The organism is Pseudomonas sp. P42 (genome assembly GCF_017973755.1).
GTDB classification, from domain to species: domain Bacteria; phylum Pseudomonadota; class Gammaproteobacteria; order Pseudomonadales; family Pseudomonadaceae; genus Aquipseudomonas; species Aquipseudomonas iridis.
Genome location: NZ_JACOPU010000001.1, coordinates 640476 through 660817, shown reverse-complemented (window position 1 = coordinate 660817; position 20342 = coordinate 640476). Strand labels below are relative to the sequence as shown.

Below are 20342 nucleotides of genomic sequence, written 5' to 3'. Positions count from 1 at the left end.
ATGATGGCGTGATGATGCTGCGAGTTCTGATCTTGAGTCTTACCCTATTTACTGGCTTTGCCCAGGCGACTGTCCTACAGCGCCCGATGTCTCTGGACACCGGCAGCGGCGAACTTTTCGGCTCGCTGTTGCTGCCAAAATCCGACAAGCCTGTACCGGTTGTCCTGATCATTTCTGGCTCAGGTCCTACGGATCGTGACGGAAACAACCCCGACGGCGGGCGCAACGACAGTCTCAAACGGCTGGCATGGGTGCTGGCGAAACACAACATCGCCAGCGTGCGTTACGACAAGCGCGGCGTGGCCGCGAGCCTGGCCGCGACCCCGGATGAGCGCAATCTGTCAGTCGAGGCCTACGCGGCCGACGCGGTGGCGTGGGGACAAAAGCTCAAGGCGGATCCGCGTTTCGGTCAACTGATTCTGCTCGGTCACAGTGAAGGCGCGCTGATCGCCACCCTCGCTGCGCCAAAGGTAGACGCGGCAGCGGTGATTTCCTTGTCCGGCAGTGCCCGCCCGGTCGATCAGGTGATTCGTGAACAGCTGGCCCGCAGCCTGCCGCCGCCCCTGATGATGCGCAGCAATGAACTGCTCGACAGCCTCAAGGCCGGTCACGTCGATGACAACGTACCGGCACAACTGCAAGTGATATTCCGTCCGAGCGTGCAGCCGTATCTGATTTCGCTGTTCCGTCAGGATCCCGCGAAAGCGTTCGCGCAATTGCCAATGCCGGCGCTGATTGTCCAGGGCAGCAATGACATGCAGGTCGGTACCGAAGACGCGAAATTGCTCAAGGCTGCCAAACCGGACGCCAAACTGGTGGTGATCGAAGGCATGAACCATGTCTTGCGCATCGTGCACAACGACATGAAGCGCCAACTGGCCTCCTACAAGGACCCGAATTTGCCACTGGCGGCAGAACTCGGCTCGCAAATCATCGACTTTATTGACGGACTTCGCGCCCGTTAAGCCTCAACTGGGGGGCGTTTCAGGCAGTTTTCCAGCCTGATACCCCTCCAGTCCTGCAGAAAACGGCCGATAAGCCTTTGTCGCCAGCGCAATCGCTGGGGACAAGCAGGGCTTGGACAGGATCTCGCCGTTATGACTGATACGCAGACTTCACCCGACACCACCGCTGAAAAAGACGTACCGCCAGCGGTCGAGCTGCCGTGGGCGGATGTCCACGCCGAGCACCACAAGATGCTCCGCCTGGCCCCGCTACAGACTGATCGCCACACCGGTGGCCGGCCGCTGCGCTTTGTCGAATTCGGTTACGCCGAGCGCAACAGCAAAGAGCAAAGCCTGATGCGCATGGCGATCAAACTGCCTGGCCAGCGCGTGCGCAAAGAACAGAATCACCTCGACGTATGGGTCAATCACACCACCAAGCGTGTGCATTTTGGCCCGGACAGCGGCTTGCAGATCGAACCGTTGAACCGTGGCATCGGCCGTTTCGTCGCTGCGCAAGGCATCAACTGGGCGAAAAAACGCTGGCCCACCTACACCGTCGATGGCATGGACTTGAACAACAAGGACGCGTTGAACGAGGACACTCGCCTGCGTCGCGATCATTTCCTGCGCGTGCATGGTTTTGACGTGGCGTACGCCGATGCGCAGCATTTGAAGGGCAGCGTCAAGGAGTTGCAGGTCGCAGACTTGCTCGGTGACTGGAACAGCGAAAAGCTGCAAGTCGTCGAAATTCTTGAAGCGGCGCAGATGCTTCAACAGGCTGAGCAGAATCTGGCCGAGCAGGAAGTGAAGCTCAAAAAGCAGGAAGACAAGGTCAGCAAGTTCAAGCGCGAAGACGCCGGGCTGCGGTTCACCATTACTTGTCTGGTGGCGTTTGCGGTGTTTCAGGCGGGGTTGTTGATCTGGATTGCGACACATCGCTGATGGCTTGATACCGCGGTGCGGCCATTCGCGAGCAGGCTCGCTCCCACAGGAAAATGCATTCCAAAGGTGGGAGCGAGCCTGCTCGGGAAGCTTTTAGCGGGTTAAACGCGGGAAGCGAACAGCGCCTGATGATCGCGGCACTGCTCCGCGGTCAGCATGAACACGCCATGCCCGCCGCGCGCGAATTCCAGCCAGGCAAAATCGACTTCCGGGTACAGCGCCTCAACGTGCACCTGGCTATTGCCGACTTCAACAATCAGCAAACCCTTCTCGGTCAAATGATCCGCCGCTTCGGCGAGCATCCGTCGTACCAGGTTCAGACCGTCATCACCGCAGGCCAGGCCCAACTCCGGTTCGTGTTGATATTCGTCCGGCATGTCGGCGAAATCTTCGGCATCCACGTAAGGCGGGTTCGACACGATCAGGTCGAAACGCTGACCCGGCAATCCATCAAAGCCATCGCCCTGCACCGTGTACACGCGCTCATCGACGCCGTGACGCTCGATGTTCTGATTGGCCACCTCCAGCGCTTCGAACGACAGGTCTGCCAGCACGACTTCAGCGTTCTGGAACTCGTAAGCGCAAGCGATACCGATGCAACCGGAACCGGTGCACAGGTCAAGAATTCGCGCCGGCTCGTCGCCGAACCACGGCGCAAAACGGTTTTCGATCAGCTCGCCAATCGGCGAACGCGGAATCAACACACGCTCATCGACAATGAAGGACATGCCGCAGAACCACGCTTCACCCAACAGGTATGCGGTTGGAATGCGTTCTTCGATGCGGCGTTTGAGCAGGCGTTGCAGATTAACCAGTTCATCGTCCTCCAGCGCGCAGTCCAGATAGCTGTCGGCGATTTCCCACGGCAGGTGCAAAGCGCCCAGCACCAACTGGCGGGCTTCATCCCACGCGTTGTCGGTGCCATGGCCGAAAAACAGATCCTCCCCATGGAAGCGGCTGACGGCCCAACGGATATGGTCGCGCAGGGTACGAAGTCGGGAAGTGATCACGGGGCAGAACTCCAGAAAAAACGACTGGGGATTCTACCAGCCAAAACGCCTCGCGACGACGCAGGAAAAACACCGGGCCGACCGTAGGACTGTTCTGTTTTTCTTATCAGCTATTGAACAGAACGTGTAACTTGACAAGGCTGCAGGCCAATAACGACGGTGCCTACGATGGTAGCGATTCACAGAACCGCTCAGCCAGAGGACAATGCCGCAAAAGCCCCACCCCAAGGAGCCCCAGAATGTCCGTTCCAAAAACGATGTTTCAACTCAGCGGTCGCGGTTACGCAGCGGCCACACTGAGCCATGCGACCGTGGTCATCATCGATGCCCAGAAAGAATATCTCAGTGGCCCGCTGGCCCTGAGCGGCATGGACGCGGCCGTCGCAAACATCAAACAAGTGGTCGCCGCCGCCCGTGCAGCCGGTCGGCCTATCGTGCACGTGCGCCACCTTGGCACCGTTGGTGGCCTGTTCGACCCGCAAGGCGAACGCGGCGAATTCATCCCCGGCCTTGAGCCGCAAGGTGACGAAACCATCATCGGCAAACTGCTGCCGAGCGCATTTCACGGCACCGAATTGCTCGATCGCCTGCAAAACCTTGGCTCGCTGGACCTGATCGTTTGCGGCTTCATGAGCCATTCCAGCGTCAGTACCACCGTGCGTGCAGCGAAGAACCTGGGTTTCCGCTGCACCCTGGTTGAAGATGCCTGCGCCACCCGTGACTTGCCCTTCAAGGGCCGTGTACTGAGCGCCGAACGCGTGCAGGAGGCGGAAATGGCGATCATGGCCGACAACTTCGCCACCCTCGCCTTGACTCAAGACCTGATCTGATCGCCGCTTGATGAGCGGTTCATGCCGCCGCTCATCCGCAAAAGCCTCTCATTTGCCGCAAATGCCATAGCCTCAGGAACAACCCGGTCAACTCCCGGTCGAAGGGCCGATACCCATTGAGGAAGGTCGGAATGAAGTTATCCGATGGATTTGACGCACGCCGCTTGCGGCCCAAGGGCCAAAGCAACTGGCGTTTTCGTTTCGGTGCAGCATTCGCCGCCATTCTGGCGACGTTTGGCGTGCTGCTGGCGATGGCCGGTGCTGCCAGCCTGCTGGGACGCCCGCCGGCGCTCGGTGACTTGAACGCCACGCCCATGGGCTCGGCGATCATTCTGGCGGTCGGTTTGCTGTTTCTGTATTTCGGTGTCGCCCTGTGGCGTCGCTGCCGCCGTCGCGCACGGCAATCGAGGGAACTGAACATGTCCCCGCACCTGATGAAAAAACACGACTGATCGACGGCCTGGCTTTTTGCCGGGCCGTTTTGTTTCGACTTGGGTAAACTGGCCGCCCTTCGCGGAGGCTGACATGCAAGACGACGATTTTTCCCTGTTCAAAAACGAGCTGCGCGGCGTCAAGCCGATCAAGCACGATCGCGCCGACACCGGCAAACCCAAGACTGACCGCGCACAGATCGCCAAGCTGCGCCAGTCGGCTACCGTGCGCACCGACCAGGCGACCGTTGACGGTCTGTCGGATCAGTTCGTGATCGATGTAGGTCCGGAAGACGAGTTGATGTGGTCCCGGGACGGGGTTCAGGAAAGTCAGATGCGCAAGCTCAAGATCGGGCAGATCCCGTTCGAAGGCAGCCTCGACCTGCACGGCATGAACGTGGAAAAGGCCCGGGAAACCCTATGGGCGTTTGTCGCCGAGGCGACCAAATTCGAAATTCGCTGCGTGCGCGTCACCCACGGCAAGGCTGTGCGGCTGGACGGCAAGCGGCCGATGATCAAAAGCCACGTCAACACCTGGTTGCGCCAGCACGCGCAAGTGCTGGGTTTCTGCTCGTGCCAGGCCAAACATGGCGGCGCCGGCGCGGTTTACGTGATGCTCAAACGCACCATGATGGAAGGCCGCGACGAATAATCGCGTTACACCGAACTTGCAGGGGCGTGTCCGCCACCGTACCCTTGCTCTTTGCGAAAATCCCCACAGGTAGTTTCATGTCCCTGGAACAGAATTACACCGCGATTCTCGGCCAATTGGGCGAGGACGTCTCCCGCGAGGGCCTGCTCGACACGCCAAAGCGTGCCGCCAAAGCCATGCAGTACCTCTGCCGCGGTTACGAACAGACGCTTGAAGAGGTCACCAACGGTGCCCTCTTCAGCTCCGACAACAGCGAAATGGTGCTGGTCAAGGACATCGAGTTGTACTCGCTGTGCGAACATCACTTGCTGCCGTTTATCGGCAAGGCTCACGTCGCGTATATCCCGAGCGGCAAAGTGCTGGGCCTGTCGAAGGTTGCGCGCATTGTCGACATGTACGCCCGTCGCCTGCAGATTCAGGAAAACCTCAGCCGCCAGATCGCCGACGCGGTGCAGCAAGTCACAGGCGCCCTGGGCGTTGCAGTGGTGATCGAGGCCAAGCACATGTGCATGATGATGCGCGGTGTCGAGAAACAGAATTCGTCGATGATCACTTCGGTGATGCTCGGTGAGTTCCGTGAAAACGCAGCGACTCGCAGCGAATTCCTCAGCCTGATCAAGTAATTCGTCACACAAAAAAACCGGCGTTGATCGCCGGTTTTTTTTCGCCCGTGAAAAATCGGGTAAGCTGCGCGCCTTTCTCTATGTGCACCGTGAGGCTTTCAACGTGTTCGTCAAAGCGCTTCGTGTCGGCCTCGGCCAACTGGTTATTTTCGTCGACTTCATCACCCGTCCAGGCAAGAAACAGCGCCCTGCCGCTGCTCAGGCGCAAGTCGATGCGGCGGCCAAAGACCTGACCCTGTATCAATTCCACGCCTGCCCGTTCTGTGTAAAAACCCGTCGCACCCTGCGTCGTTTGAACGTGCCGGTGGCGTTGAAGGATGCGAAGAACAACGAGCAGGATCGCCAGACGCTGCTGGAACAGGGCGGCCGGATCAAAGTGCCGTGCCTGCGCATTGAAGAGAATGGGCAGACGACCTGGATGTATGAGTCCAAAGTGATTATTGATTATCTGGACAAGCGGTTTGCAGCGGTCTGATGGATTTTGGTGTCGCTGATGGCCTCATCGCTGGCAAGCCAGCTCCCACAGGTTCTGTGAACGCCACGTATCACTGTGGGAGCTGGCTTGCCAGCGATGGGGCAAGTTAAGACACCGCAAACTTCAGACAAAAATAAACCGGCCCTCGAGCCGGTTTATTTGTTTTTCAGGCCGCTTTTTCTATCTGCGCCTGGCGCACCACCGCCGCCAATCGCTTCAGCCCTTCATCCAGTCGCGCCGGATCGATGTGGCTGAAATTCAAGCGCAAATGCCCATGATGGTTGTCCGGCTCCGGGAAGAACGGCTCGCCCGGCATAAACGCCACATCATTGGCTAACGCTTGGTTGAGCAACGTGCGCGTGTCCAGCGGCTGTTTCAACGTCAGCCAGAAAAACAGCCCACCCTGCGGCACATCCCAGTCGGCCAGATCGGCAAAGTGCATTTGCAGCGCCGCTTGAAAGCCATCGCGACGCTCACGGTAGAAGCCGCGCAACTCACTTAAATGCTGCTGATATTTCTCGCTGCCGATCCACTGCAACGCCTGCCACTGGCCGATGCGATTGGTGTGCAGGTCCGCTGATTGCTTGAGCTTGAGCAGATGCGGGAACAGGTCGGGGCTGGCGATCAGGTAGCCGACGCGCAAACCCGGCAGGAGCGTTTTCGACACGGTGCCGGTGTAGATCCAGCTGGAGGTCTTCAGGCGTGCGGCGATCGGCTTGGCGCTGCCGCCGTCGAACGTCAGTTCGCGGTACGGCTCGTCTTCGATCAGGGTCACGCCGAATTCGTCGAGCAAAGCGGCGACCGCTGCGCGTTTGGCTTCGCTGTAGCGCACGGCAGACGGGTTCTGGAACGTCGGGATCAGGTAGATGAACGCCGGACGATGCTGTTCCAGGCGAGTGCGCAGTTGCGCAAGGTTCGGGCCGTCGGCCTCCTGCTGCACAGTCAGGCAATCAGCGCCGAACAGCTGGAAGATCTGCAATGCCGCCAGGTAAGTCGGCGCCTCCAGCAGAATCTCGGTGCCTTTGTCGATGTACAGCTTTGCCGCCAGATCCAGCGTTTGCTGTGAGCCGCTGACCACCAGCACCTGACTTGCGTCGCAAGCCAGCCCCAACGCCCTCGCCTCTGCCGCCAAGGCTTCACGCAATGCTGGCTCTCCCTCGCTCATACCGTACTGACCGAGCGACAGGGGCATGTCGGCCCATTCGACTTTCGGCAACATCGCTTCTGCCGGCAGGCCGCCGGCGAACGACATCACTTCCGGGCGCTGGGCTGCGGCGAGGATTTCACGGATCAGAGAACTTTTAAGGCGCGAGACACGTTCGGAAAAAACCATGGAGGTCACCGGTAGCAAGGCGTGTGAAAAATGAGTCAAACTTGTTGACTGAAACTACGACAGCTTGAGCGAGTACGTCAACATGATTGACCTTAAAAACCCCAGCAGTCAGCAGCAGGCCATGGAAGCGTTTTTTTTCGGTTATCAGGCGTTCACCGCCAAGGCTGACGAAATGCTCGAGCGCCGAGGCTTGTCACGGGTGCATCAGCGCATTGTGTTTTTCATCGCCCGCTACCCGAATCTGAGCGTCAAGGAACTGCTGGCCTTGCTGGGCGTGAGCAAGCAGGCGCTGAACATGCCGTTGCGCCAGTTGCAGGAAATGCACCTGGTGGACAGCGTCGCGTCCGAGACGGATAAGCGTAAGCGCCTGCTGGCGTTGACCGCCGAAGGCGCGAAGTTTGAACAGGCGTTACGGCGTGAGCAGGTGAAGTTACTGGAGCGGGTGTTTGCCGAGGCTGGGGAGGCTGCGGTGAATGGCTGGTTGGCGGTGAATCTGGCGTTGGGGGACAGTCGGGCGGCTTTCGATTGACTGTTCTGGCCTCATCGCTGGCAAGCCAGCTCCCACAGGGTTGGAGTCGTTTGCACATTTGTGTAAACCCCGATCATCGCGGGAGCTGACTTGCCTGCGATGAGGTCGAAAAAGTCGATATATCCCTATCGACGGACTTCTCGTAAACAAAATCAAAAACAATATTTGCTTTATTTGTACACAAAAGCATAATCCACAGCGTGCGAGTTCCTGACCGCATGGTCAACAAATTCGCGTATGCCTCAAAGGGTCGCTGCCACCCCTCATGGGTCCGGCCCTGGAAATAACAATAAAACTCTTGAGGAGTACTCGCTGTGGAAAGCCGCAAATCCGAAGCATCGACGCTGGATCTCTCGCCGCCGTTACGCAATGGCTTGCTTGAGCGCCTGTTTAAACTCAGCTTGCATGGCACCACGGTGAAGACCGAGCTGATTGCCGGTCTGACAACCTTCATCACCATGGCTTACATCATTTTCGTCAACCCCAACATCATGGCCGATGCCGGGATTGACCACGGCGCCGCCTTCGTCGCCACCTGTATCGCCGCTGCACTGGGCTGCCTGCTAATGGGCCTGTATGCCAACTGGCCGGTGGGTCTGGCACCGGGCATGGGCCTCAACGCATTTTTCACTTACACCGTGGTCGGCACCATGGGCTACAACTGGGAAACCGCCCTCGGTGCGGTGTTTGTCTCGGGTGTGTTGTTCATGATTCTGACCTTCTCGCGAATTCGCGAATGGCTGCTCAACAGCATTCCGGTCAGCCTGCGCCACGCGATGGGCGCCGGTGTCGGTTTGTTTCTCGGGCTGATCGGTTTGAAAACCGCTGGCATCGTTGTCGATAGCCCGGCGACTCTGCTCAAACTGGGCTCCCTGCATGAAGCTGGCCCACTGCTCGCCGCGGTCTGTTTCCTGATGATCGCAATTCTCAGCTACCACCGCGTATTTGGCGCGATCCTCATCAGCATCATCACCGTCACCTTGGCCGGTTGGGGCCTGGGCCTTGTGCACTATCAAGGCATCATGTCCGCCCCGCCAAGCCTGGCACCGACCTGGATGGCGATGAATGTGGCCGGTGTATTCAACGTCAGCATGATCAGCGTGGTCCTCGCTTTCCTCTTCGTGCACATGTTTGACACCGCCGGCACTCTGATGGGTGTTGCCCAGCGTGCCAATCTGGTGAACGCTGACGGCCGCATCGAAAACCTCTCCCGTGCCATGAAAGCCGACAGTGCTTCCAGCGTATTCGGCGCCGTGGTGGGTGTTCCGCCCGTCACCAGTTATGTGGAAAGTGCCGCTGGCGTGGCCGCTGGTGGTCGGACTGGTCTTACCGCCGTCACCGTAGGTGTGCTATTTATAGCGGCGATGTTTTTTGCACCGCTGGCCGGCATGATTCCCGCCTACGCCACCGCCGGTGCACTGATCTACGTTGCAATGCTGATGATGGGCAGCATGGCCCACATCGAGTGGGATGAAGCCACCGATGCCATTCCGGCCATCGTCACCGCGATCATGATGCCGCTGACGTTTTCGGTCGCCGATGGTATTGCGCTGGGCTTCATCACCTATGTGGCGCTGAAGGCCGGCACCGGCAAGTTCAAGGAAATCTCCGTCAGCCTGTGGGTGCTCTGCGCGATCTTCTTCGCCAAGTTCATCTTCCTGTAAGCGGCACGCGGTTCAGGCTTCAAAACGGCCTCACCCTCGCGGGTGGGGCTTTTGCACATTCGTGAATACAACAAAAAGGAGCAAATGATGAGTCTGGAAACCTGGCTGCTGTTCAGCGGCGCTGCGCTGGTGGTGATCCTTATTCCGGGGCCACTGTCGTTGCTGATGATCAGCAACAGCCTGAATTACGGTTTGCGTCGTTCCTACCCGGCGTTTCTCGGCGGCGTGTTTGCCTCGATCTGTTTGCTCAGTGCTTCTGCGCTGGGTCTGGGCGCCCTGCTGCTGGCATCGGAAAAACTTTTCAGCGCGCTGAAAATCGTCGGCGCGATCTATCTGTTCTACCTCGCCTGGCAGAGCTGGCAGCAATCGCGTCAGCCCTCGGTGGCCACCGAAGTGCCGCAAGCCGCGCCGGTTCCCAGATTCCGCGCCTTGTTCGGTCGCGCCTTCGTACTGGGCGCCAGCAACCCGAAAGACATTCTGTTCTTTGCGGCCTTCCTCCCGCAGTTCCTCAGCGCCGAGCAAGCGTTTCTCCCGCAACTGCTGGTCATGATCGCGACCTGGACGGTGCTGGATCTGCTGTGCAAATTGGCCTACGGATTGAGTGCCCACGGTGCAGCTCGATACCTGCGCAGCGGCAAGGGACAGAGCTGGTTCAACCGGATCAGCGCAGGATTGTTTGGCGGAGCGGGCGCGGCGTCCCTGCTTGGCAGCCATTCCTGAGAACGGCAATCGGGTGACGGGTTTGGCACTGCTGTTGATCCGTGTGCACGGATTGCAGCAGTGACAACCGTGAATGAATCAAACTAAATCAGTTTAAAAAGTTACATCATTTCATCCCGCGCAATTTGCAACACCAGGCAACAACACTTCGATATACACCCATCAAACTCCCTCTCTAATATAGCCGCGCAACTGACCATCAACGCCAGAACAAGGAAGTTCTATATGGCCCAGCGTCTACACATCCGCACGATTAAAACCAACTCCGAAATCCCGGCAACCAACGCTTGTTTGGCCGCCGACATTTGCTCGCCCGTATCCCCCTGTCCCTAGCGCTCTCGGCCGGCCTGTATTCCAGCGCAGCCCGACCGATCGCCGCTACCAAACCGCATAACACCCGACGCACGCCCGTTGCGATGTGTCGTGGTCGCCCTGCGCGCCAAACACTACAAACCTGTTTATCAACCAACATTAATAATTAAACCCGAAGTGTATAAATGTTAAAGCCGACGAAAAAAATCAACACCTCAAACATCGACAATACTTCCAGCGCAAGTAAAGCGGCGAACAGTTCAAACGCCGCTACCCGCGCTCACAATCAGCTTGCGGACTTATCTATCAATACTCCCGATGCTGATGCTGCCCGACGCGCCAGCCCTGACACTCTGATTGAAACACCACACTCTTCAGCGGTCATCATCACGGACATTCCGGGATCGCCTGCGCGAGCTGCGACCCTCACCGTCGAATCGGCGATCAATATGATCACGTGGCCGAAAGAGCGCCTCGACGAACTGGTTCCATTCAGAGGCAATTCAGGGTTGTTCACCAGCAACGACGGCACCCTGTTTGCCGATTTGAAAGGCCTGGGCAAGACAATGGTCGAGCGCAACAGCCAAGGCGAATATCAGGTGCCCTTCCCCTTCGTGCCCGGCGTGCCAGGGCCGATTCTGGCCAGGATCGACGGTGAACCGCATTGGCGCATCGAGCGTCCTGGCTGGGTAAGAAAAGCCGCGCAGACACCGCCTCGCGAAATTGCGCCAGCGTTCGAATTTCTATCCCCCGAACTGGCGAAACTGCTGGAGCCCGCACGGCCGCAGGATGGCCTTCGTTACGACAAAACCGGCAGGACCTACGCAGATATTGCGGACGAAGGTACGGTGCTGATCCGCAAGAACAGCGACGGCGAATATCAGGCCAGCGACTTCAACGAGCGGTTTGCCTCGGGCCCGTCGGTGGAGCGCATCCCCGGCACGGATCTTTGGCGGCGAATCCCCGAACGGCAATCGTCCCCGCAGAGCCCGCGACTGTATATCCACGAGTCGCCCGACACTGATACAGACACCGGCACCCGCCCGGCTAAACGACCCCGGCTGGAGGAGAGTGCCGAGCCATCCGGACCGGCTGAAGGCTTGGACACCGCACCGCGAGTATCCCGAGAGACCGTTGAAAGTCCTTATTACTGGATGCAGTGGGGACATTACGACGGCCCGCCTCCAGGCCCGTCCACAAAGCTGGGCGGATTTGACTACGCGATCGTGCCACCAGGCTCGGCTGCCAATCGCTTGCCCCGAATGATTTTTTTGCAAAACCCCGAATCTCCAATCAGCCGATTCGACGAATTCGAGCGCGTAATGCGAGCGACGCCGGCCCTCCAGCCGGCAGCCATCTACCGCTACAGCAACGACCCGCTGGAAGTGCGACCGGCGCAGAAGCTTTTCCACAAACCCTTGTCGCAATCAGTCGCCGAGCGCTTCACCGATTTCTCCGAAGGGACGGCACAGACGGTCGCCAATACCCTGTTCGAACGCGCTGACAATTCCGCTCAAATCACTTCCACCGGCCTGCACCATATTTATCAGGTACTGACGCAGTGGAACTGGCGAGCCACCTCCGGCGTGCCGCCACTCGGCGATCCCATGCTCATGTTGCGAGAGGCCCCGCGTGTCGAACATAACGGGCGAACCTTGCTACCGCTGACCGCCGCGCCGGACGCGCCACTGCATGGCCTGACCTTTGATCCGCAGCGTTTTCCCGAAGACTGGAGTTACTACCTCAGGACCCTTTCCAACCAGGCCTTGAAGCAGTTGACCGGTGGCCTGCTGGTGCGTGCCGGTTATGACGTCTTCCCGCTGACGCCTCACCATCAACGGCCCACGCTGGTGTTTCGCGGTCCAGCCACCGATGACGTGTTCATCTTGAAACTGGGGGTGGTCGAGGGGAATGCCATTGCCCTTCATACCCAGGCCGGCACCGAATTGCTGGACCCGGTCCTGCCCGCCAGCATTGGCCAGCCAGCGTATGCCGCAGTACAGGCGGCCCATGCGAAGAATCAGCTGATCTGGCTTCTGGGCGGCGTGCTCAACGTCAGGTCGAAGCCTGAGTCCGTGTTCATTATCCGAGAGCGCTGAAATCCGTAAGCGACGCCAGCCTGGCAGCGTGCCCCTGCGCTGCAAGGCTGCGCGCCCGCCCTGCCTTTTTTTCAACGACCGATCAACAGCCAGCAAAAATGAACAAGGATGCTCAAATTGCCTAGCACTCAGTCTTCCACGAATATCCATCTGGATGACGCCGTCGTCGTCACCGACATTGGCCTGCGCGCCAATCAGAAAACGCCGTCGACACTCGACATCAGCGCCACCGAGAGCACGCCTGCGCAGGCCAGGCGCAACAGCAAAGCCTCGCAGTTGCGCATCGTCGACGAGCTCTTCGGCCCGCTACACATCGGCCCTTATTCCGTCACCCGGACATCCCTCGACGCTCTGGGCGCCACCCTGCTAGGAGAACAGCTGAACGGAAAAAACACTTTTTTCCGAGAGCCGAAACAATCCTTCTTGAACCAGCTCCAGTTAGACCCGATAGCCATCGAAGCGCAGATGAAATTGACCACGGGCGCAGACGATTATTTGCTGCCTTCGCTGCTGTTCGAACTGGCGAGCATGCGCCCCCTGACTGCCCCGGCGATGCTCAGGGAAACCGATCCGTCGCTCGCTGATCCGCGCAAATACCGCCATGCGCTGGGCAAGCTGTTGAACGCTGCGCAACGGCTCGATATCGGCGACACGCAACTGCCCGGACAAGCGTCCGGACGCCTGTCCGGCTGGGTCAATCACGCGAAGAGTGCGGGCATGGCCAGCATGGGCATGGGGCTGCAGTCATTTGGCGTCTACAGCGGCCTGCGCGGCCTGCATGACGCCATCCGCAACAAAAATGAATACGAAACGATATTCAACGGTGCCAGCGTCGCCGGTGAGCTGGCTTCAATGGTGGTTGAAGTGTCCGTGGCCAAAAAAGCAACGCTGATGATTCAAGCCAGTCGCAGCGCCTGCAAAGGCTTCGCCCACACGCGGATCGGCGTACGGCTCGGACGCTCGGCCGGATTGCTCGCCAGCGTCCTGACCCTGCCCTTCGACATCATCGCCGCCGTCGACGCTTTTGATGCAGCGTCCAAGGCCACCGGCAAGCAAGCGGTTGACCACTACGTCGAGGCCGGCCTGAGCGTCACCAGCGCCGCCATGACCGTGCTGCTGGGCTTCGCGGCGTTGGCAGGTTTCTCCGCGGCAGGCCCGGTGGGTCTTCTGGCCGGGCTGTTTCTGGTGGCCGGTGCCCGCGTGTGGGCCGGAGTGCGCGCCGTGGATGACATTGATGACTACATCGAACTCACCACCCATGAGCGACTGCGCACCGGCTGGTTTGCCTTCTGGGGCGTCGACCCCGACACCGCGGTGCAGAATCGTTATGACCTCGCCAAGGCAACGGCTGAGCATGCGAGGTTGCTGCAAACCACCGCGCGACGACTGCTCGACGGAACGCTCAAAGAGCAGATTGAAGCCGTGGTCGATGGCAGCTTTGTCGCGGAATCGAACCCGGTGCAAATCCGCTTCTACAACTGGTCGCGGGAAACCATGGAAGACGCCACGGTCAGCCGTGTGCAAATTCATGACACCGATGACACGCTGGACGCCCGTGGCGGGGTAAATGAGCAAACCCCGGGGGCGTCACTCGGCACTGCCGGCGAGCACAAGGGCGTGTTGTGGTTTATCGGGGGCGGCGACGACGACATCCGCGGCGTCGAACACAAACCCAACGTGTTTCATTACAGGAGCGGCACCAAGAAGCTGACCGGGGGCAACAGCAGCGATCAGTTCGTGTTCAAAGACGCGGCCAATCAACTCAAGAACGCCTCGGCGCAGGGTCGGCTATCGGCACTCGACGGTGGTGAAGGCAACGACACATTGTCATTGGCCGATGCCATTGCCGAACCAGGCGCAGGCAGGCTGGGCTACCACGTAGACCTCAAGGCAGGGCTGATGTCGGTGATCAGCCTCGACGATTCCACCCATCAGCGAGAACTCGAGCCGCACACGTCCCTGACCAGCATCGAGAATGTGACAACCCTTGCCGGCGCCAGCAATGAAGTCATCGCCACGCAAGCAGCCAACATTATCCAGGCGTGGGGAGACGACGATATCCAGGCCGCCGAGGGCGATGACCGCATCGATGTGTTCGGCGCTCATGCCACAGTGCACGGAGGAGCCGGCAGCGATACCTACAGCATTGCTCACGTGGCCGGTCATGTGTCGATCATCGAGGATGGCGCGCAAGACAGCATCATCGGTCTGGACTGGCGCAAGGAACTGATTGTCAGCTGGACGCTGGAAGGCGCACACCTGGTCATCACCTCGCGGTTTGATCTGGATGACGACCTGAGTCGAATCGTCAGGATCAAGGATGTCTACCAACAGCGCGGCGAGCAACGCGTGCTGCAAAATGCGAAATTGCTGTTCATCACCCGCGATGGTTTCCACTTGGTACCGGACCTGCCCGCCACGCTCGACACCCCAGGGCCGATCACTCTGCAGGTGACGATCATCCGACCGGGCAGCGCAGCCGGCCCGGTGATTGTCTACGAAGATGAACAGACGGACCCGCGGAAAAAGCTTGAGCGTTACTACATTCCCCGAGGCGAACGCCTCACCACGCTGCGCATTACCGAGCACTCACCGAAAGCCCTGAGCATGGTCTACCTGGATTACGCCAGCCAGGAAATCTCCAGCATCGAGGCGTACTACAACGCCACGATCAAACCCGAGCTGGCGTTCGACCGCATCATGTATACCGAGTGCGGCCTGTCCCTGCGCTTCGGCCAACATGAATTGCTCATCAAAAACCTCGCCAGTTCTCACAGTGTCGGCACTATCGCCATCAGTGAGCGCTTGACTCGACCGGCCCTGGCGGTGAATCAGCCGATCATTCTGGTCATGAACGACGGCGTGTCATGGCGGCTCGAACAACCGCCCATGGCCGACGATTTTTTCGCCAACGAAACGTTTCGCAACAGCACCTCCAACGCCTGGAAAACCAGCGTCGCGCTTCCCCTCAAACCATGCGCCGGCACCTACCCTTTCTATCGGCCTGCAGACAATCCCGGGCATCAGCTGCGCGCCAGCAACGTCTGCATCGGGTTGAAAAGCCTGCCGCGGCAACGCGCAATCGAGCACCTCGTCGGCGAGGGATCCACCTACCTCGTGCACCTGACGCGCAATATAACGTTGCGTATCTCGACCCCCGGCGCACTGGCCGACGCCCCGGCGCAGTTGCCTTATTCATCCGTATGGGAGCTCGACGCGACGCAACTGGGCGCAGTCGAGATCAGCCTCGCCGATCATCTGCTGCGCATCGGCGACGTCATTGTTCATCTGCCGCAATACAGCCAGCCAGACGATCTGATTGACCAGGTGCACGTCATCACCCGCGGGGGGATCGTGCACAGCGTCTACATCGAGTTCGAAACGATCTCCGTCAAGCACATTGATGCGCGCTACTTCGATCCCGAATTCGACTACGCCAACGCGTTAGCGGCGACCCCTGCGCGAGCGCGACACCTGGCGGTACAAAATGCCGTGGTCCGGGAAAACGCTCTGGCCCAGCCGATTTTTGATCCGCGCGACCGCAGTTGGGCAACGTCAGACGAGCCGCTGCACAAGCTCGCGTTCACCCAGCTGCAGGTCTTGAACCGTTGCGACCACCAGCTTGAGGTTTGCCAGGATTTATTGCAGTTCGCCCTTCAGGCCGACCCGCCGGTGACCGCCGAGCAACTGATGGCGCTGAAGCAACATTGCCTGGCGCTGCTCTGACCTTCAGGCAGTGCGTTGAAAACCGGTGTCCGGCGCGCGGTTTGTTCTGCGGCGCGCATGACACCGTAAAACCGACCGCCTCGCTATCTGATGGCTACCCCCTTTATTCAGGAAGATACCTATGGCCAAGCCGCCCAGGAAAACCAGCGCAACCACGACACCGCCCGCCTCTCCAGCCTCAAGGCCGGTTGCAGGTGCGGAAGTGCCCCCCGTTCCGATCACAACCTCTCACGTCATGGGCGCCGCTCATGCTCATAGTTCGACACCCTCCGCACCGCCGACTTCTACCTCTTCTGGCGGAGCGAACGTGCAATCGGCCGTCGTCGTTACGGCCATTCCGGATCCGTCGCGCGCCCGAACGCTGGGCGCCATCAGCGCCACTAACTGGCCGAAGGACAAAATCCATGAGCTGCGACCCGTGTCGATCGACAGTGGCCTGTTCGAAGGTTTCGACGGGCAGATTTACGCGTTCGTCGGCGACCGCAATTACATGTGGGTCGAGCGCCGCGCAAATGGCGAATATCGAAGTCCTTTAGTGACGCGGCCGGGGGCAGAATTGAGTTTCAGAAAACTCGAAGGCGAAGCCCGCTGGCATGCCGATTGGCTGCCTTCGCAGCCGGTACCCGACCCAGATGTGGCGCGCAACGACGCCCGGCCCAAGCCTCTCGGGTTCATACCGCCATTTCTGGCGGCCACCCTGACCTCCCGCGAACACTCGGCGCAGGGCTTGCGTTACGACGCTGCCAACCGGCCCTATGTCGATACACTCGAAGGCACCATCATGATTCATCGTCATCCGGATGGAAGCTATCAACAGAAATCCGCTGACCGCTTCATCCCGACGGGCCCGATGGTGGAGCAAATGGCGGGGCAGAAAATCTGGCGGTTCATTCAGAACGCCGAAGAAGGCCAGGCATCGAGTCAACATTCGGCCAGTACTGATGGCGCCAGCGTTGACGCCATTGCTCAACCGGGCACGCGCCCCCACGGATCAGAACGGCCACAGCCGCTGGCGAATGAACAATGGATAAACTGGGGCAAGGAAACCAAGCCGGAAACCGGTGAATCCATTGCCATCAACGGCCGCCACTACCCTATCGTGCCGGCAGGCAACCAGACGAACGACGCCACACGCGTGTACTTTCTCAGCCATCCGGATTTTTCGCCGAGTCATTTCGAGACGTTCGAGCGCATGCTGCGCGAGGCGCCGGCCCTTCAACCCGTGCCGATCTGGCGTAGCACTGATACGCCATTGAAGGTACGCGTCGGCGAGACATCGTTCACCCAGCCCCTGACGCAATCGGTCAGGGACATGTTCAGCGAGTTTTCCGATATCACTGCCCGAGCCGTCGCCAGAATGTTGTTCGAGCGTGCCGACAACTCGCGCACGATCACCTCCGCCGGTCTGTTAAAGCTGCAGTGGATAACCGATCAATGGCGGCGCAAGCCACTGGGCGCGGCTTCTTCGTTCGCCGACCCGGTGGACATGCTGCCAGTGGCGCCACGGGCGCAAATTGGTGGCCGAACCACCGTCCTGCTGCCGCCCGAGGTGGACGGCCCGCTGCAACGCCTGACATTCGACCCGCAGCATTTCCACGAGGAGTGGACCAAATACCGCAGCAATTCGACGTTTGCCGGCCTCAGGTTGCTGGTCAGCGGGGTGCTCAGACGCTGCGGCTACGAAGTGGCGCCCTTCACCCGCTTTCAGGATTGGTCGTCGCTGGTTTTCCAGGGCAGCAACCGGGACAAGGTCTATTTCATGAAGGTGGGACAAGTCACCGGCAACGCTTTTGCGCTGGGCCATTCCCCGGAGACGGAATTCGCCGATCCGCAGCTGCGGGCAAGGATTGGCGACCCCGCCTATACCGCCCTCATGCAAGCCAGGACGGAGGACAAAATCGTCTGGCTGCAGGGCGGTGTCCTCAGTGACGGACTGGGCCGCTACTGTGTGTTCATCATCAGAGAGGCGTGACGTCAGCCCTGACACGGGGAGGCGCAGACGTGACGATTTTTGAGGACGATATATAGATACCGCCAGTGAAAAAACCGCTTCGAAGATGATGGGATTTCAATCATCAGCGGTACATAACCATGGCCAAACCTCCACGCAAAATCCCCTCTTCTTCGACCTCCCCGGACGGCTCCACTTTGCCCACCCGCTCGACTGCCGCGCAAGGGCCCGATGCCATTGCAGTCATGAGCGGGCCGGGATCAAGCAGGCAAACCCGAGCCCCCGGCACCGATGAACACGCGGTCGAAGCCACCGCCAGTGAAACCCCTCGGGAAAGCGCCGTTGTCGTCAATCCGCTCCCTGGGGCAACGCCCGAGCGAGTGGCGGCAGCCATGGCCATGATTACGTTGCGCCCGGAGCAGGTGGCCACGTTGCGCACCATTGACAACGAACCGGGGCTGTTCACGAGCGAGGACGCAAGAACGTATGCCCACCTTGGCGAAGGCACCTACTTTCTGGCAGAGCGCAACGCGGTCGGCGAGTATCAGGTGCCTTTACTCGCCACCCCGCATTTGCCCGGCCCGACGCTCAGAAGAGTCGACGGGCAGGCGCTGTGGCGCATCGAGGCGCCAGACTGGATGCGCGCCCCACCCTCTGACTCATCGCCCACGGCTGGCGCGCCTGCCAGGCCTGCCACGCCGCTGTTCCTTTCACGGCAAATGGCAGAGACGTTGACCCATCCGGACGACTCGAGCCTGGGACTTCGCTTTGACCGAAAAAAACGCACGTACGTCGACATGCAAGACCCGCAACCGGCAGATTCAAACCTGAGCAATACGGTCCAGGTGCGCAGAAATTCCGATGGCATCTATCAACAATGCCATGCGGGAGAGCGCACGCCCTCGGGGCCGCTGGTCGAACAGATTCCAGGCACCCGACTCTGGCGAGAAATTCCCCGGGCGACGACAGCCGAACAGGCGCACTCGCGGCCAGACGTCGATCAGCGCGCTGTCAGGCCTGACTCGCCGGAACCGGGCCCGAGCAAGCGTCCCCGGCTGGAGGCTGAAGAGCGACTCACCCCGGATACGGACCTGTTCGCTGACCGTCTGCTGCTCGATGCCAGCGGCGCATTGAACCTGTCCACCGGCTACTGGCGCAACTGGGGCAAACCGCAAAAACCGGCGCAGGCCTCAATAGAAATAGCCGGGCTTCATTATCCGATCGTGCCGCAGCCGCTGCAGGCCAATCCACGTCTGGTCTATCTGCAAAACCCACGATTTTCGCCAGGTCGTTTTGACGCATTTGAGCGAATGCTGGTGGAAGAACCTGCGCTGCAACCGATATGGGCCGTCAAGCGCGAGAGTGGCTGGGCCGTGATGGAAAATCGCATGCCGTTCGCGACACCGCTGACGCAGCAAGTCGCCAACTCGTTCAATTACATGGCGCCCGACTCGGCAAGCGCCATTGCCAGGGAAGTATTTGACCGGGCAGCCTATCAAAGGGCAATTGACGGCAACGGACTGGCGCGACTCAATCAGACTTTCCGGCATTGGAGCGACAGGGCCAAAACCTTTTCACCCCGTCGCGATCTGAGCGATCCACTGATGATGCTGCCAACGCTGCCCACCACATTTGGCGCGACCGCACCTCACTGGAGGATCCAACTCCCGACCCGCACTGCCGGCGAGTTCCAGCGCCTGAACTTTGACCCCTCGCGCCTGCCCGAGTGGAGCGCCTATCTGACGGCCCCTGACAGCGCCAGCCTGCAGACCCTGTTCAAAACCGTCCTGCAGCACAATGGCTACAGCCTGTATGCCAGCAGTCGGGCACTCAACGAGAACGCCGTGGTGTTTCACCGTGAAGGACTCGATGCCGTGTTTGTGCTGAAAATTCCGGATGATCCGCACAACCTGTTGCACCGTGCCACGCTTCCGGGGTTCGAGATTACCAACCCGCAATTTCGCGCCGTAGTGGGCGAGGCGGCGTACCTGAGGCTGCTTACGCTAGTCAGCGAGATGAAAATCATCTACCTGGTGGGTGGCATTGAACTGACGGGTACGTCGCCCGCGCTCTATATCGTGCGTGAAAGTTGACCCTC

General features: G+C 59.7%; 16 protein-coding genes. 14 read left to right on the top strand and 2 right to left on the bottom strand.

Translation table 11 applies throughout. The annotated features are described in order from the left end of the window. The first annotated feature begins 11 nt into the window (after positions 1–11). Positions 12–965, top strand: coding sequence for an alpha/beta hydrolase (locus H8B20_RS03165; protein WP_042562007.1), 954 nt, complete (start codon positions 12–14; stop codon positions 963–965). A 132-nt stretch (positions 966–1097) separates the two neighbouring features. Continuing rightward, positions 1098–1889, top strand: a complete 792-nt coding sequence (locus tag H8B20_RS03160; RefSeq protein WP_210622319.1) for a hypothetical protein — start codon at positions 1098–1100, stop codon at positions 1887–1889. A gap of 101 nt (positions 1890–1990) precedes the next feature. Here H8B20_RS03160 and prmB read toward each other — a convergent pair whose 3' ends face one another. Further along, positions 1991–2899 (bottom strand): 50S ribosomal protein L3 N(5)-glutamine methyltransferase, encoded by a 909-nt coding sequence (prmB, locus tag H8B20_RS03155; RefSeq protein WP_210622318.1) that lies wholly within the window; start codon positions 2897–2899, stop codon positions 1991–1993. Positions 2900–3138: 239 nt separating this feature from the next. On the opposite strand from prmB, the gene H8B20_RS03150 reads away from it, so the two are divergent. The 5 genes from H8B20_RS03150 to H8B20_RS03130 all read left to right on the top strand — a co-directional run bounded on the left by H8B20_RS03150 (position 3139) and on the right by H8B20_RS03130 (position 5910). After that, complete coding sequence (locus tag H8B20_RS03150; RefSeq protein ID WP_008080919.1) at positions 3139–3729, top strand: cysteine hydrolase family protein; 591 nt, start codon at positions 3139–3141, stop codon at positions 3727–3729. Positions 3730–3860: 131 nt separating this feature from the next. Beyond that, a complete protein-coding gene (locus tag H8B20_RS03145) occupies positions 3861–4181 on the top strand; it encodes a hypothetical protein (protein ID WP_042558444.1) in 321 nt (106 codons plus the stop codon). Between the two features lie 73 nt (positions 4182–4254). Beyond that, positions 4255–4812 (top strand): Smr/MutS family protein, encoded by a 558-nt coding sequence (locus H8B20_RS03140; RefSeq protein ID WP_210622317.1) that lies wholly within the window; start codon positions 4255–4257, stop codon positions 4810–4812. A gap of 77 nt (positions 4813–4889) precedes the next feature. After that, the gene (gene folE, locus H8B20_RS03135; protein ID WP_003204506.1) at positions 4890–5435 is read left to right on the top strand and encodes a GTP cyclohydrolase I FolE; all 546 of its coding nucleotides are present in this window, start codon (positions 4890–4892) and stop codon (positions 5433–5435) included. Between the two features lie 103 nt (positions 5436–5538). Continuing rightward, positions 5539–5910 (top strand): glutathione S-transferase N-terminal domain-containing protein, encoded by a 372-nt coding sequence (locus tag H8B20_RS03130; protein ID WP_115148227.1) that lies wholly within the window; start codon positions 5539–5541, stop codon positions 5908–5910. Positions 5911–6076: 166 nt separating this feature from the next. Here the strand turns inward: H8B20_RS03130 and H8B20_RS03125 are convergent, their stop codons facing one another. Beyond that, positions 6077–7243 (bottom strand): aminotransferase-like domain-containing protein, encoded by a 1167-nt coding sequence (locus H8B20_RS03125; RefSeq protein ID WP_210622316.1) that lies wholly within the window; start codon positions 7241–7243, stop codon positions 6077–6079. A gap of 82 nt (positions 7244–7325) precedes the next feature. Between H8B20_RS03125 and H8B20_RS03120 the strand changes: the two genes are divergently transcribed. The 7 genes from H8B20_RS03120 (at position 7326) to H8B20_RS03090 (ending at position 20337) form a co-directional block, all read left to right on the top strand. Beyond that, on the top strand, positions 7326–7772 hold the full coding sequence (locus H8B20_RS03120) for a MarR family winged helix-turn-helix transcriptional regulator (RefSeq protein ID WP_210622315.1): 447 nt from the start codon (positions 7326–7328) through the stop codon (positions 7770–7772). 314 nt (positions 7773–8086) lie between these two features. Beyond that, positions 8087–9436 carry an NCS2 family permease gene (locus H8B20_RS03115; RefSeq protein WP_042558436.1) on the top strand — a complete coding sequence of 450 codons (1350 nt, stop codon included), beginning with the start codon at positions 8087–8089 and terminating at the stop codon, positions 9434–9436. An 87-nt stretch (positions 9437–9523) separates the two neighbouring features. After that, positions 9524–10156 carry a LysE family translocator gene (locus H8B20_RS03110; protein WP_042558435.1) on the top strand — a complete coding sequence of 211 codons (633 nt, stop codon included), beginning with the start codon at positions 9524–9526 and terminating at the stop codon, positions 10154–10156. 497 nt (positions 10157–10653) lie between these two features. Beyond that, positions 10654–12567: a hypothetical protein gene (locus H8B20_RS03105; protein WP_210622314.1), complete on the top strand. Its 1914-nt coding sequence runs from the start codon at positions 10654–10656 to the stop codon at positions 12565–12567. Between the two features lie 108 nt (positions 12568–12675). Continuing rightward, positions 12676–16293 (top strand): calcium-binding protein, encoded by a 3618-nt coding sequence (locus H8B20_RS03100; protein ID WP_210622313.1) that lies wholly within the window; start codon positions 12676–12678, stop codon positions 16291–16293. A gap of 307 nt (positions 16294–16600) precedes the next feature. Further along, positions 16601–18265 (top strand): hypothetical protein, encoded by a 1665-nt coding sequence (locus tag H8B20_RS03095; protein ID WP_210622312.1) that lies wholly within the window; start codon positions 16601–16603, stop codon positions 18263–18265. Positions 18266–18384: 119 nt separating this feature from the next. Then, positions 18385–20337 carry a hypothetical protein gene (locus tag H8B20_RS03090; protein WP_210622311.1) on the top strand — a complete coding sequence of 651 codons (1953 nt, stop codon included), beginning with the start codon at positions 18385–18387 and terminating at the stop codon, positions 20335–20337. The last annotated feature ends 5 nt before the right edge of the window (positions 20338–20342 follow it).

Excerpts from the sequence above, each read along its gene's own strand:
- H8B20_RS03165 (WP_042562007.1), top strand. The coding sequence starts at position 12 with ATGATGCTGCGAGTTCTGATCTTGAGTCTTACCCTATTTACTGGCTTT.
- H8B20_RS03160 (WP_210622319.1), top strand. The coding sequence starts at position 1,098 with ATGACTGATACGCAGACTTCACCCGACACCACCGCTGAAAAAGACGTA.
- H8B20_RS03150 (WP_008080919.1), top strand. The coding sequence starts at position 3,139 with ATGTCCGTTCCAAAAACGATGTTTCAACTCAGCGGTCGCGGTTACGCA.
- H8B20_RS03145 (WP_042558444.1), top strand. The coding sequence starts at position 3,861 with ATGAAGTTATCCGATGGATTTGACGCACGCCGCTTGCGGCCCAAGGGC.
- H8B20_RS03140 (WP_210622317.1), top strand. The coding sequence starts at position 4,255 with ATGCAAGACGACGATTTTTCCCTGTTCAAAAACGAGCTGCGCGGCGTC.
- folE (WP_003204506.1), top strand. The coding sequence starts at position 4,890 with ATGTCCCTGGAACAGAATTACACCGCGATTCTCGGCCAATTGGGCGAG.
- H8B20_RS03125 (WP_210622316.1), bottom strand. The coding sequence starts at position 7,243 with ATGGTTTTTTCCGAACGTGTCTCGCGCCTTAAAAGTTCTCTGATCCGT.
- H8B20_RS03120 (WP_210622315.1), top strand. The coding sequence starts at position 7,326 with ATGATTGACCTTAAAAACCCCAGCAGTCAGCAGCAGGCCATGGAAGCG.
- H8B20_RS03110 (WP_042558435.1), top strand. The coding sequence starts at position 9,524 with ATGAGTCTGGAAACCTGGCTGCTGTTCAGCGGCGCTGCGCTGGTGGTG.
- H8B20_RS03105 (WP_210622314.1), top strand. The coding sequence starts at position 10,654 with ATGTTAAAGCCGACGAAAAAAATCAACACCTCAAACATCGACAATACT.
- H8B20_RS03100 (WP_210622313.1), top strand. The coding sequence starts at position 12,676 with ATGCTCAAATTGCCTAGCACTCAGTCTTCCACGAATATCCATCTGGAT.
- H8B20_RS03090 (WP_210622311.1), top strand. The coding sequence starts at position 18,385 with ATGGCCAAACCTCCACGCAAAATCCCCTCTTCTTCGACCTCCCCGGAC.